This window comes from Desulfonispora thiosulfatigenes DSM 11270 (assembly GCF_900176035.1).
GTDB lineage: Bacteria > Bacillota > Peptococcia > Peptococcales > Desulfonisporaceae > Desulfonispora > Desulfonispora thiosulfatigenes.
Genome location: NZ_FWWT01000007.1, coordinates 54037 through 66967 on the forward strand (window position 1 = coordinate 54037; position 12931 = coordinate 66967).

General features: G+C 31.6%; 14 protein-coding genes. 2 read left to right on the forward strand and 12 right to left on the reverse strand.

Going from position 1 to position 12931, the window contains the following annotated elements:
- Positions 1-4 precede the first annotated feature (4 nt).
- Positions 5-1159, reverse strand: a complete 1155-nt coding sequence (locus B8965_RS01675; RefSeq protein ID WP_084052134.1) for an exonuclease SbcCD subunit D — start codon at positions 1157-1159, stop codon at positions 5-7.
- A gap of 289 nt (positions 1160-1448) precedes the next feature.
- Here B8965_RS01675 and B8965_RS01680 point away from each other — a divergent pair, with 289 nt between their 5' ends.
- On the forward strand, positions 1449-2090 hold the full coding sequence (locus B8965_RS01680; protein WP_084052135.1) for a hypothetical protein: 642 nt from the start codon (positions 1449-1451) through the stop codon (positions 2088-2090).
- Positions 2091-2146: 56 nt separating this feature from the next.
- Here B8965_RS01680 and B8965_RS01685 read toward each other — a convergent pair whose 3' ends face one another.
- The 9 genes from B8965_RS01685 to gcvT form a co-directional block, all read right to left on the reverse strand.
- The gene (locus tag B8965_RS01685) at positions 2147-3070 is read right to left on the reverse strand and encodes a DMT family transporter (protein ID WP_159446240.1); all 924 of its coding nucleotides are present in this window, start codon (positions 3068-3070) and stop codon (positions 2147-2149) included.
- Between the two features lie 40 nt (positions 3071-3110).
- Complete coding sequence (gene folE, locus B8965_RS01690; protein ID WP_084052137.1) at positions 3111-3698, reverse strand: GTP cyclohydrolase I FolE; 588 nt, start codon at positions 3696-3698, stop codon at positions 3111-3113.
- 209 nt (positions 3699-3907) lie between these two features.
- Positions 3908-4213, reverse strand: a complete 306-nt coding sequence (locus B8965_RS01695) for a nitrous oxide-stimulated promoter family protein (RefSeq protein WP_084052138.1) — start codon at positions 4211-4213, stop codon at positions 3908-3910.
- Between the two features lie 79 nt (positions 4214-4292).
- Positions 4293-4718 (reverse strand): hypothetical protein, encoded by a 426-nt coding sequence (locus B8965_RS01700; RefSeq protein ID WP_084052139.1) that lies wholly within the window; start codon positions 4716-4718, stop codon positions 4293-4295.
- A gap of 301 nt (positions 4719-5019) precedes the next feature.
- Positions 5020-6420 carry a dihydrolipoyl dehydrogenase gene (gene lpdA / locus B8965_RS01705; protein WP_084052140.1) on the reverse strand — a complete coding sequence of 467 codons (1401 nt, stop codon included), beginning with the start codon at positions 6418-6420 and terminating at the stop codon, positions 5020-5022.
- Between the two features lie 14 nt (positions 6421-6434).
- On the reverse strand, positions 6435-7898 hold the full coding sequence (gcvPB, locus tag B8965_RS01710; RefSeq protein ID WP_084052141.1) for an aminomethyl-transferring glycine dehydrogenase subunit GcvPB: 1464 nt from the start codon (positions 7896-7898) through the stop codon (positions 6435-6437).
- The gene (gcvPA, locus tag B8965_RS01715) at positions 7895-9238 is read right to left on the reverse strand and encodes an aminomethyl-transferring glycine dehydrogenase subunit GcvPA (protein ID WP_084052142.1); all 1344 of its coding nucleotides are present in this window, start codon (positions 9236-9238) and stop codon (positions 7895-7897) included. Before gcvPA ends, gcvPB begins: the two co-directional genes overlap by 4 nt.
- 2 nt (positions 9239-9240) lie before the next feature.
- On the reverse strand, positions 9241-9624 hold the full coding sequence (gcvH, locus tag B8965_RS01720; RefSeq protein ID WP_084052143.1) for a glycine cleavage system protein GcvH: 384 nt from the start codon (positions 9622-9624) through the stop codon (positions 9241-9243).
- A 15-nt stretch (positions 9625-9639) separates the two neighbouring features.
- Positions 9640-10737 (reverse strand): glycine cleavage system aminomethyltransferase GcvT, encoded by a 1098-nt coding sequence (gcvT, locus tag B8965_RS01725; protein WP_084052144.1) that lies wholly within the window; start codon positions 10735-10737, stop codon positions 9640-9642.
- A 60-nt stretch (positions 10738-10797) separates the two neighbouring features.
- On the opposite strand from gcvT, the gene lplA reads away from it, so the two are divergent.
- Positions 10798-11787: a lipoate--protein ligase gene (lplA, locus tag B8965_RS01730; RefSeq protein ID WP_341451551.1), complete on the forward strand. Its 990-nt coding sequence runs from the start codon at positions 10798-10800 to the stop codon at positions 11785-11787.
- Positions 11788-11807: 20 nt separating this feature from the next.
- Here the strand turns inward: lplA and B8965_RS01735 are convergent, their stop codons facing one another.
- Both B8965_RS01735 and B8965_RS01740 read right to left on the reverse strand, forming a co-directional pair.
- Positions 11808-12308, reverse strand: coding sequence for a DUF2179 domain-containing protein (locus B8965_RS01735; RefSeq protein WP_084052146.1), 501 nt, complete (start codon positions 12306-12308; stop codon positions 11808-11810).
- Between the two features lie 203 nt (positions 12309-12511).
- The coding region (locus tag B8965_RS01740) for an IS3 family transposase (protein ID WP_143334190.1) at positions 12512-12931 on the reverse strand (420 nt) is incomplete at its 5' end.

Below are 12931 nucleotides of genomic sequence, written 5' to 3' on the forward strand. Positions count from 1 at the left end.
TAACTTACCTCCCCTCATTATTTATTTCTTTTAAAACATTAATTAAAATATCTTTCTTTTCCTTGGTGAACTCTTTACCCGTTAAAGAACAATAAAAATCACTAAAAAGTTCTAAAGTGTCCTTTTTGGCAAAATCTTTACCTAAAGCTACTTTTACGCCATCCTTTGCAAAAGAAATTTTTTCAATGCTCAGCACATTAGGATAAACGGTTCGTAACTTGCCCATGATATCCATAATTTCACCTTCATCTTCAATCGTTACCATTAAGTAGTCATTAATATTTGTATCTTTATAAATATCTGCATCTAGTAAATTTTCCAATTTACCTTTAATTTTACGCATATCTCTAAGAGGATTAAGCTCTACTTGGTTTACTTTAATCTCGCCTTCCCCATCCATCTTAATTATCGAAATAGATTTTTTTTGCATATGCTCTGAAAAAGAATATTTTAAAAGAGAACCTGCATATCTAATCTTTTCTGAACCAACCTTTTGTGGTCTGTGTAGATGTCCTAAAGCAGTATAATTAAAAAGATTAAAATGATTTGCATCTACATAATCTGTTCCTCCAATTGATAAAGGACGTTCCGATTCACAAGTATCTACAGACTGCTCCCCTATGACAAAGGCATGAGTAATTAATACATTTCTTTCATTTATGTTTATATTTTCTTTGATTTTTTCTATGATTGCTTTCATCGCTGTATCATGATTAATAATTTTTTCATCATTATATAATGCTCTAACAATTACAGGATTCGCATAAGGTACTAAATAAAAATTAACTGGCCCTCTTTGATCATTAATAACGATAGGCTTAAATTCATGAGGTAAATTTCCGCTAATATATAATCCTTTATCTTTTAGAATCTTGCTCCCAAAGCTAAGACGATCTGAGCTATCATGGTTACCTGCAACAATCATGATAGGTGTATTTAAATCCAATAAAATTTCAGACAACACTTCATCTAATAATTCCACCGCTTCAACTGGAGGTACTGATCTATCATATAAATCACCCGCAATTATAACTACATCTGGTTTTTCTTTCGCTACTAATTCTATAAATTGCTTTAATATGTACCTTTGATCTTCCGTCATATGTATAGAATGAACTATTTTACCAATATGCCAATCTCCCGTATGAATTATCTTCAAATTATAAACCCCCACTTTTACCATTTTATTTTAGTAATGTATAAGTTTTAATCCTTTACTAAAAATCAATAATAAATAATATATCTTAATTTTAGCATAAAAAGATGCTTTCAACTTGAAAGCATTACAACACTAAAAATTCTAATATACTCTTAAATTCCTTACTATCTATCTATGATTTCATAATTAAAAACTTATAGATTTAAAATTTCTAGATTTATTCGTAATAGTTAGCTATACTATTATAGAGATTTTAAAAATTCTGAAAATTAAGGAAGGAGAGATATACTTGAAAAAAGGGGATTTGTACTGGATACTTGCTTTTGTTCTATTTGCTACATTTGTTATTTTTCCTACAACACATGAAATTTTCGTAAACTTTACGACTAATCATCCTTACATAGGTGGATTTTTTAAATTTGGTATCCTTGCTACTATGGGAGAACTTCTTGCCATTAGGATTTCCACAAGAGATTGGAAAAAGCCAAGTGGATTAATTTATAGGGCTATTATCTGGGGATTGTTAGGAGTAGTAATTACTTTAATGTTCCAAGTCTTTGCAGTTGGGGTTAAAGGCGCACTTGCTTCTGGATATCTTCCTGGAGGCGATTCAGCAATAGCATTTGCATTTTTAGTGAGTACTATTATGAACTTATTTTTTGCTCCTATTTTTATGGCCTTTCATAGATACACAGATACGTACATCGATCTATACTATGAAGGTAAGAAAAATATCACAGTTGATAATGTAGTATCCCGCATTGATTGGACAGGTTTTGTATCTTTTGTAATTTTAAAAACAGTTCCTTTCTTCTGGATTCCAGCTCACACTGTTACATTTATGCTTCCTCCAGAATACAGGGTATTAATGGCAGCATTTTTATCAATAGCACTTGGGGCAATTTTAGCTTTTGCGAAGAAAAAGAAATAAGCTTTTAAAAAGAGCTAGTGTAAAAGATACTTTATCTTCTATACTAGCTCTTAAATTTATTCATCATTACTAAATACAACCTGCTGGGAAATAGTGCTTCCTGCTTTGTTTCTATTCATAGATAAACCTATAAATATAATTGCAGCTCCTATAAACTGAATAAAACTAAATTTTTCTCCTAAGATTAAAAAAGCAAAAATCACCGCAAATACTGGCGTTAAATTATTATATAGAGCTGTTCCCGTACTACCTATTTTATTTATTCCCCATACCCAAATGATGTTTCCTATTCCAATAGCAAAAATTCCGGAATAAATATTACTACTCCAGCCCATCTGTGGGACTGCCTTATAATCTAATTGGATCAGTTCTGGAATTGAAATTAAAAAAAAGAAAAAGGTGGAGATACTGAAAACGTACGCAATTACTTGATATGATGAATATTTAGCCATTAACCTTTTGGAAAAGATAGTATAATAAGCAAAAAAGAATTGACCTACTAACAGCATTAAAGCACCGATTAGATGATTATGGGCTAAACTTAATTCTTTACCTGACCCCAAAATTACTAAAAGTATTCCCACAAAGGAAAAGGCAATTACTCCAAAAGTTTTCTTTGATATTTGTTCTATTTTTAGGATAGTATTTAAAATTACAACACTAATTGGTAATAAGGCAACTATAATGGCTGCATTACCTGATGTAGTTAAATTAACGCCTAAAATAAATAATACTTGAAAAATAAAAAATCCAAAAAAACTTACAAAGAACATACTTTTCCAGTCTTCTTTTACGATCTTTTGGTAGGTTTTAGAATAATATAAAATTATCCATGCTACAGCTACAGAAAAGACCATCCTCAGCGAACTATATGCAAGTGGTGTAATAAATTCCAAGCCTACCTTCATAAAAGGAAAATTAAGCCCCCACATTAGTGGTACTGAAAATAATAATAATCTTGTTTTATTATCACTAGTCATAATCATCAACCTATTTTCTGTTTTACTAAATTATATACATTTATTTACACAATATTAATAATCTATTTAATAAATTTATATCCGTATTAAAATTTCCTCGTAAAGTCATAGTTACTGTTTTTGCATTAGGCTTTTTGATGCCTCTTGTTGTCATACATCCATGCTCACCCTCGATAATAACAGCTACATCTTCAGTTTCAGTTATTTTTTGCATAATCTCAGCAATATCTTGACCAATTCTTTCTTGAAGTTGTAACCTTTTTCCTACCATATCAGCTATTCTAGCCATTTTACTAAGTCCTATCACTTTATCTTTAGGAATATATGCTATAGTTACTTTCATATTATACATTAAGGCTAAATGATGTTCACAATGACTAAATATTTCAATGTCCTTCATAACTACTATATCTTGGCTATCTTCCGTAGTATTTATATCTTCTTCAAAGGTTTTATTAAACATGTCTACTAATTGATCATTTGTATATGCTATTCCTGCAAATATTTCTGCATACATACTTGCTACTCTCTGGGGGGTATCTTGTAGTCCTTCTCGATCAGGATCTTCACCTAAAGCCACTAAGATACCTCGAATATGTTTTGCTATTTCTGCTTGATTTATAGACATAAATCTTACCCCCTTTACTCTAAACCCCATTTACAGCTATTAATACTTAACTTAATTATATACTTTATTCTCAAAATAAGTAATATAAAAAGCTGATTCTTATTACTCTCGAAATCAGCTTTTTACTTATTAACGATATTTCTTATCTATTATATTTCTTATTTTCTATGCTTTCTTATTTTTACTACTTTCTCATCTTTACTGTTTTTTTATCTTCTATGTTTTTCAATTAAATGTGAAATCGCAGCAAGTGGATGCTTATAAATCATTTTAGGTCCAGCATATCTCATCACTTCTTTTACCTTTGCTCTCATATCTTCTTTATAACAATGTATGGTACAACTACCACACACGGGCTTTTCTTCACCAAATTTGCAATACTTTAAACGCATACTAGCATAATCCAGTAAAGCCTGACAATCAGTACAAAGTTCATCTTCTGGATGGTGCTTATCATGACAATATATTTTAATCATTTTTTCAATTGTATCTCTTTCGTTTTTTAATCTCGACATTGTAAACTCCTTTAGACTTTTTAATAGTATTTACTCATTTTAACAAAAAAAAACTTTCTATGAAATAATTCATAGAAAGTTAACTAGCATTTTTTAAGTTTTCAAGAAAATCCTTTGCCTCTACATTTGTTTCATCGTAAGCAAGTGCTTCGTGCAATAAAACCATAGTTTCTTTATTTTTTCCTTGGGCGAAATGTTTTACAGCTTTATTATATAGGCAAATTGCCACATTTTTAGGGTCTTTACATCCTTTATAGTATAAATATGAGCTGGATAAAAGAACAACTCCTCCCACAAAGGGACTACTAATAATAGCAACAGCACCAATAACAATTCCTGCTAACCATGAATTAGGTTCAAATACCTGCTCTTCTGGACTATATGTATTTTGGGCTAAACTATCATCATCTTCAATTGTTTTATTCCAGTTAATTTGTAAACCTTCTTTTTTAATTTTAAAGTTTATATTACCTAAAGATATTTCTTTATTTAAAATATATTCCACGAGAAACACCTTCCTTTAATAGATTTACATTTATAACTTTCTATACGATATATTCATTTAAGTGTCATCATAAAAGTATTTTATCTAACTAGAGGTTAATAATTTAACAATAATATATAATATAAGTTTTCCTTATTTATCTTAAGTATATGCAAACAAATGAAAAAAGTCCACCATAAAATAAGTAAATATTATAAATCTTAATCCAAATAAAAAAACTACAAGAAATAGTTAAATGTCCTTACTAAACAGGGCATTTATCTAAATCCTTGTAGTATTATACTTAGCAATAATTTATTTTTTACGCCTTTTTTCTTTTGGGAATTAAATGAATTGCTTGATCGTCAATGCCTAAAATAGCTTCTTCTAAGCTTTCTGCTAAGGTAGGATGAGCAAAAATTAAATTACTGAAATCCTTAGCTTTCATTTTCTGATCTATAGCTAAAACTCCCTGCCCAATTAAATCAGAAGCATGTGCTCCCATGATATGCACACCGATTATGTGGTTTTGTTCATCACAAATTACTTTCACTAATCCTTCAGGTTCCTCTAAGGTCATAGCTTTACCATTAGCTCCAACTAAAAACCGACTAGTTTTATATCCTATGCCAGATTCTTTAGCCTTTTCTTCTGTCATTCCTACGGTTGCTATTTCTGGAAAAATAAAGACACAACTTGGAATTGGAGATTGCTGTATTGGTTTTTTCTCAATAATATACCGAGATACTTGTATTCCTTGGTGGGAAGCTACATGAGCTAACATGATTTTTGCATTTACATCACCAATAGCAAAAATACCTGGAATATTTGTTTCATAATTTTCATTAACCTTAATAGCCCCTTTTTCTAGCTCTATCCCTGCCTTTTCAAAATCAAGTCCAGCTAAATTAGCCTTTCTCCCCACAGCAATTAAAACCTTTTGAGACTTTAGCTCATGTTTGCCCTTTTTACCTTCTACTAATACACAAAGCTCTGCATCTTGCTCTTTTATTTCTTGTACTTTAGTCGAAGTATAAATTTCGATTCCTTGTTTTTTTAGTAAAGGAACTAATCTTTTAATAATATCTTTATCTAGATTAGCTAAAATATCAGGTAAAAATTCAATGACTTTTACTTTTGTGCCTAAGGCGTTAAAAATAGAAGCAAATTCCATCCCAATGATGCCACCACCAATTATCACTAGGCTTTCAGGTATTTCTGTCGTTTCTAATAAATCTTTAGAGGTTAATACTCCTGGTAGATCTACTCCCTCTATGGGAGGTCTAGTAGCCACAGAACCTGTGGCAATTATAATTTTAGGAGCCTGATAGATATTAGCTTGACCGCCTTCAGAAGATACCTGAACGGTATTTTTATCCAGAAAACTTGCTGTTCCTTTAATCATCTCTATTTTATTAGCTTTTAATAAAGATTCTATACCACTAACTAATTTAGATATAATTCCATTTTTACGTTCTTGTACTTTTGAAAAATCCAGTTTAAACTCTGAAAATGTTATGCCAAAGGTATCAGCACTAGAAAATGTACGCATAACCTCAGCATTTTTATATAAAGCCTTGGTAGGAATACAGCCCCAATTTAAGCAGGTTCCACCAAGGTTTTCTCTTTCGATAACTCCTACCTTTGCCCCTAACTGAGCTGCTTTAATAGCAGCTGTATACCCTCCAGGACCACCACCAATAATTAAGATATCATAGTCCATATATATTACCTGCCTTATAATTTTTCAACTTCATATTTTAAAACAAGTTCCCTGGCTGCCTTAACTTCATCTATGCGTCTAACAGGAGTATAGTGGGGAGCATTTTTTAGCAGTTCTGGATTTTCTTTAGCTTCCTTAGCTATTTTTATCATTACCTCAATAAAGCTGTCTATTGTTTCTTTACTTTCTGTTTCGGTAGGCTCAATCATTAAAGCCTCGGGCACGATTAATGGAAAGTAGACAGTTGGAGGATGATATCCGTAATCTAATAAGCGTTTAGCGACATCTAAAGTTTTAATCTCATTTTCATTTTTCTTTAATCCTGAAAAAACTACTTCATGCTTAGTTACGGTTTCCATCGGTAATTTATAATAGTCTTTTAACTTTTCTTTAATATAATTAGTATTTAATACAGCTACTTCACTTGCCTTTTTTAAACCTTCGCCGCCCATAGTTTTAATATAGGTATAAGCTTTTACTAAGACCCCAAAATTACCATAAAAATTCTTTACCTTACCAATAGAATTAGCCCTCTCGTAATCAAAAGCATAATTATCGTCATCCTTTATAATTACGGGTACAGGTAAAAAAGGTAATAATTCTTTTTTTACACCCACAGGGCCACTTCCAGGGCCCCCGCCTCCATGAGGGGTAGAAAAGGTTTTATGTAAATTAAAATGTATAACATCAAATCCCATATCCCCAGGCCTTGTGATGCCCATAATTGCATTCATATTTGCTCCATCATAATATAAAAGTCCACCTGCATCATGAACTAACTGGGAAACTTCCATTATACTTGTTTCAAAAAGTCCAAGTGTATTAGGATTTGTTAACATGAGTCCTGCTATATCATCACTTAAAACTTCTTTTAAAGCATCTACATCTACTACTCCCTGGTCATTAGATTTAATTTCAATAATATCAAAACCAGCCACTTGAGCACTTGCAGGATTAGTCCCATGGGCAGAGTCTGGAACAATTATTTTATTACGTTTATAGTCGCCCCTACTTTCATGATATGCCTTTATTAACATTAAGCCTGTTAACTCACCATGAGCCCCTGCAGCAGGTTGTAGAGTAAATCCGTCCATTCCCGCTACCTCAGAAAGCATCTTTTCTAATTCATACATTAATTTTAAGGCACCTTGAGCAGTTTCTACGGGCTGATAAGGGTGAAGCTCTGTAAATCCATCTAAACCTGCCATATCTTCATTAATTTTAGGATTATATTTCATCGTGCATGATCCTAAAGGATAAAAGCCCGTATCTACTCCATAGTTTTTATTGGATAAAAGCGTATAATGTCGGACTACATCACCTTCACTTACTTCCGGTAAATTAACCTCTTCTGCTCTTAATAAATCTAAAGATAAAAATTCACTAAGATTTTGTTCTGGAACATCAAGAGGTGGTAATTTGTAAGCCTTGCGTCCTTCTTTGGAAATTTCAAAAATTAATTTATCATAACTACTCATGAAATCACCTCCAAAGCACTTACTAAAGTATCTATTTCTTCTTTCGTTCTTTTTTCCGTGACACAATACAATACATCATTAGCATACTTACTAGATGAATTTTGTAATGGATAGCCACCTAAGATATTTTTTTCTAAAAGACTACTATTTATTTTATCCACATTTAAATCACTATTAATCGCAAATTCATAAAAGAAAGGTTGATCTTTAAAAGTTGGCTTAAATTTATCTAATTTACTAATTTCATCATATGCATAATGTGCTTTTTGCACGGATTGATAGGCTACTTCTTTAATTCCCTTTTTACCCATAGTTACTAAATATACAGAAGCAATTAAAGCATTTAAAGCCTGGTTTGAACAAATATTTGAAGTAGCTTTAAAACGTCTTATATGTTGCTCTCTCGCCTGAAGGGTAAGGACAAAAGCACGTTTATTATCAGTATCGATTGACTGTCCTACTATTCTTCCTGGGATTTTGCGCATTAGTTTTTTAGTAGTTGCTAAAAATCCTAAATAAGGACCCCCAAAGTTAAGAGGATTTCCTAGAGATTGTCCTTCACCTACTACAATATCTACCCCTAATTCACCGGGAGATTTTAATAAAGCTAAACTAATAGGATCAGTACTTAAGATAAATAAAGATTTATGTGCTTTAATTTTAGCTATAATATCTTGATGATTTTCTACTATCCCAAAAAAATTAGGGTTTTGTAATATAACGGCTGCTGTATCTTTATCTAAATTATTTTCTATTTCCTCTAAATCTGTACTTCCATTTTTACACTCTAACTCTACCATTTCGATATCTTTAAATCGTAAATATGTTTTTAAAACTTTTCTAGTTTCAGGGTGAACCGTTTCAGAAACCAAGACCTTATTTCTTTTTGTTACACTACTAGCCATAAAAGCTGCCTCTACGCAAGCAGTCGCTCCATCATAAAGAGAAGCATTAGCCACATCCATACCCGTTAATTCACACATCATGCTTTGATATTCAAAAATCACTTGTAAAGTTCCCTGGCTTATTTCAGGTTGATAAGGTGTATAAGCAGTATAAAATTCTGAACGAGAAGCCAGATGTTTAACCACAGATGGAATGTAACGATCATAAGCTCCTGCACCTAGAAAGTTTGTAAGTTCAGTAAGATTTCTATTTTTCCTGGCTAAATCTGTGATATATCTTGTTACTTCTAATTCAGACTTAGCCTTTTCTAAATTAAGTTTTTCTATCTTTATATTTTCCGGGATATCACTAAATAGATCTTCGATATTCTTTACTTTCATCTCACTTAACATTTCTTCTATATCTTTTGGAGTGTTTGGAATATATGGATACATTATTATTCCTCCTCGCTTAAAAACTCTTTATACTCCTTAGGACTTAATAAATCTTCTAATTCACCTTTATCTTTTAATTCTACTTTAATAAACCAGTGCTCATAAGGATCTTGATTTATTAAAGCTGGATTATCGACAATTTCGTCGTTAACTTCAATTACCTTACCACTCACTGGTATATATACATCAGAAGCTGCTTTAACTGATTCAACAACACCTAAAATTTCATCTTGATCAAATTCATCATCCACTTCAGGAAGTTCTACAAAAACAATATCTCCTAGAGAATGCTGGGCAAAATCACTTATTCCAATTACGGCTTCATTTCCCTCTACTCTAACCCATTCATGTTCCTTCGAATAAACTAAGTCCTTTTCAATTTTCATAATTACATCCCTCCACTATTTAGATTTATTTTGGTAAAATCTTTTACCAATTACTTGTGCTGTATATCTTTTTTTCCTAACCAGAACTTCAATTTCAGTATTTAATTCTGTATAAGCCATATCTAACAGGGCTAAACCAATGTTTTTTTGTAAGGTGGGTGAAAAATAACCCGTCGTTACATAACCTATTTTTTTGTCACCGCTATATACTTCATAACCTTGGCGTGGTATTGCCTTTTCTAACATTTCAAAACCTACGATTTTTCTAGTTAATCCTGTTTCTTTTTGTTTTACTAAAGCATCTTTTCCAATAAAATTATCTTTATCTAGTTTGACGAAAAACCCTAAGCCTGCTTCTAAAGGGGTTACTTCTTCTGTTAGTTCATTACCATATAAGGGTAATCCTGCTTCAAAACGCAGGGTATCTCTACAGCCTAATCCTGCTGGTTTTAACTCCGGTGTCTTCGCTAAAATTTCTTCCCAAAACTTTGGCGCATCATTTACCGGTAGATAAATTTCAAAACCATCTTCACCCGTATAGCCAGTGCGTGAAAGTAAACAATTTACACCTAAAACATTTACCTCAGGTGCAAAAGTAAATGCTTTTATAGTTTTTAAAGGATAACTAGTAAAGTCTTGTAATATTTCTTCAGCCTTAGGTCCTTGTAGGGCTAATAAAGCTAATTCATCAGAAATATTATTTACTTCTACTGTAAAATCAGCCTTGTGACTTAATATCCACTCATAATCTTTAAGAACATTACCTGCATTAACGACTAATAAATAATGCTCCTTATTAAATTTATAAACAATTAGATCATCAATAATGCCACCCCTAGAATTACACATAAAAGTATATAACACCTGATTATCATGTAATTTAGTAAGATCATTAGTAATTAAGTTTTGGAGATAAAAAAAGGCATCCTTACCCTTTACTTCGATTTCTCCCATGTGAGAAACATCAAATAAACCAGCATTATTTCTGACAGCTTCATGCTCAGCTATTAAACCTTCAAATTGTACGGGGAGAGCCCAGCCATGAAAATCAATTATTTTGCCTCCATAATTTTTATATAAATCATGAATTGGAGTTTTTAATAATTCATTCATTACTTTTCTCCTTTCATTTGATATTATTAATATGGTACTATACATATTATAGGAGATGTGATGAGATTGTTATACATTATAAATAAAAATACTAATCCTTATTATAATTTAGCTTGTGAAGAATATTTATTAAAAAACTTTAACGAACCTATTTTTATGCTTTGGCAAAATGAGCCTTGCGTGGTAGTTGGAAAAAACCAAAATACTATTTCTGAACTTAATCTAGACTATATTAATGAACATGCTATACCTGTTGTGCGCCGCTTAACAGGGGGTGGAGCTGTCTTTCATGATTTAGGAAATATAAACTTCACATTCATTATTGATAATGATCACAAAAGCTTTAGTAATTTTAAAAAATTCACTGAGCCTATTATTGAAGTTTTGCAAGATTTAGGTATAGATGCTCAGTTTTCTGGCCGTAATGATTTAACGATAGAAGGGAAAAAGTTTTCAGGTAATGCTCAGTTCCAAGATAAATTTAAAGTAATGCATCATGGTACACTTCTCTTTAACTCAAAGGTTCAAGATATCGTAAAGGCTTTAAAACCTAAAACTGAAAAATATGTTAATACAGGAGTTAAATCTGTGCAAAGTAGAGTCACTACGATTAGTGAGTATTTACAGGAAAGTTTAAGTATTGATGATTTTCAAGATTTAGTTTTACAAAAAGTACTTAGTACTAGTAATAATACGAGGACTTATCAGTTTTCCCTGCAAGAAATAGAAAATATAAAAAAATTAGTTCAAGAAAAATATAATACTTGGGATTGGAATTTTGGTGCATCACCTAAATATAATTTCACCAACACCTTGAAATATGCGGGTGGATTAATTGAAGTCTATCTGCAAGTAGAAAAAGGGATAATTAAAAATATTAAGTTTTATGGTGATTTCTTTGGTGTAAAAGATATCGGTGAACTTGAAAATGCTTTTTTAAATCAAAAGCATGAGACGCATACACTGGAAAGGGTTATAGATAATTATCATATTACTGAATTCTTTTTAAACTTAGAAAAAGATAAATTGCTTACTTTATTATTTAAATAAAAACCCTACGAATAGGGTTTTTAATTTCCATAACCACCATTAAAGTAGTTAGGTTCTGTTACTACAATAAAGGAGTTTGGCTTTAATTCTTTAATTTTACTTTCTAAATCATAATAACGTTTTTTCTTAACTAATAGATAGAGCATTTCTTTATTACCTTTTAATCCTTGAACTTTCCAATTAGTGATTGCATAATTACTTTTTCTTAAGCCTTCAATCAAATCTTCTAATTCACCATCCGCAATTATCTGTACGACTAAATGACCCATGTTTAATTTTTTCTCTACAATTGAGCCCGTTAATACACCACACGCATATCCACCTGAAGCTATTATAATTGCAACTATATTACTACCAGAACCCGATATAGCATAGGCGAATGTGCTCATATAAATAAAGTTTTCCGCAGCTGCCAATATCGAGGCTATCCCTTTTTTTCCTCTAATAATAAGGATTACCCTAATGGTGTTTAACGATACAAATACAGCCATAGCTAAAAATATGATTAAATATTCTTGCATTTTAATCCCTTTACCCCCAATTCAAAACATTAAAACTATTTATTATAAATATCTCTGTGCAAGTTCATTATAAGTTATTTACTATAAACTTCAAGGAAAGAATTTTGTAAAATAAAAAACACCTACCTTTAAATTTTCTTTTCTGAGGTGACCCCTAAAAGTTAGACTTTATTAGCGAGACAGTTTCGGCTGCCTCGCTATTTTTATGCAGCCTGAAGACTAAGTCTGTATTGCACTGGACTTAGCCATCCAAGTTTCTCTTTAATTCTCTTTTCGTTATAGTAATTTATGTATCGTTCAATTTCCGACTTCAATTCCTCATAGCTGTAATAGACGACACCATAGTAAATCTCTTGTTTAAGCAGTCCAAAGAAGTTCTCCATAACGGAATTATCATAGCAGTTACCTTTTCTAGACATACTTTGAAAAATACGTTCTTCCTTAAGCCGGTTAGAGTATGCTCTCATCTGGTAAGCCCATCCTTGATCTGAATGGAATGTTCGGCGATAAGGACAATCTGAGGTTATTTTAATGGCCTTATCTAGTGCATCCATTACGCTCTTGGCCGTAGGACGCTTAGCAATACCATAACTAATAATTTCACCATTACACATATCCATAAA

What these genes read in the sequence shown, in the direction of transcription:
- B8965_RS01685 (WP_159446240.1), bottom strand. Translation starts at nt 3,070, where the DNA reads ATGACTAGTGATAATAAAACAAGATTATTATTATTTTCAGTACCACTA.
- folE (WP_084052137.1), bottom strand. Translation starts at nt 3,698, where the DNA reads ATGTCTATAAATCAAGCAGAAATAGCAAAACATATTCGAGGTATCTTA.
- B8965_RS01695 (WP_084052138.1), bottom strand. Translation starts at nt 4,213, where the DNA reads ATGTCGAGATTAAAAAACGAAAGAGATACAATTGAAAAAATGATTAAA.
- lpdA (WP_084052140.1), bottom strand. Translation starts at nt 6,420, where the DNA reads ATGGACTATGATATCTTAATTATTGGTGGTGGTCCTGGAGGGTATACA.
- gcvPB (WP_084052141.1), bottom strand. Translation starts at nt 7,898, where the DNA reads ATGAGTAGTTATGATAAATTAATTTTTGAAATTTCCAAAGAAGGACGC.
- gcvPA (WP_084052142.1), bottom strand. Translation starts at nt 9,238, where the DNA reads ATGTATCCATATATTCCAAACACTCCAAAAGATATAGAAGAAATGTTA.
- gcvH (WP_084052143.1), bottom strand. Translation starts at nt 9,624, where the DNA reads ATGAAAATTGAAAAGGACTTAGTTTATTCGAAGGAACATGAATGGGTT.
- gcvT (WP_084052144.1), bottom strand. Translation starts at nt 10,737, where the DNA reads ATGAATGAATTATTAAAAACTCCAATTCATGATTTATATAAAAATTAT.
- lplA (WP_341451551.1), top strand. Translation starts at nt 10,798, where the DNA reads ATGAGATTGTTATACATTATAAATAAAAATACTAATCCTTATTATAAT.
- B8965_RS01735 (WP_084052146.1), bottom strand. Translation starts at nt 12,308, where the DNA reads ATGCAAGAATATTTAATCATATTTTTAGCTATGGCTGTATTTGTATCG.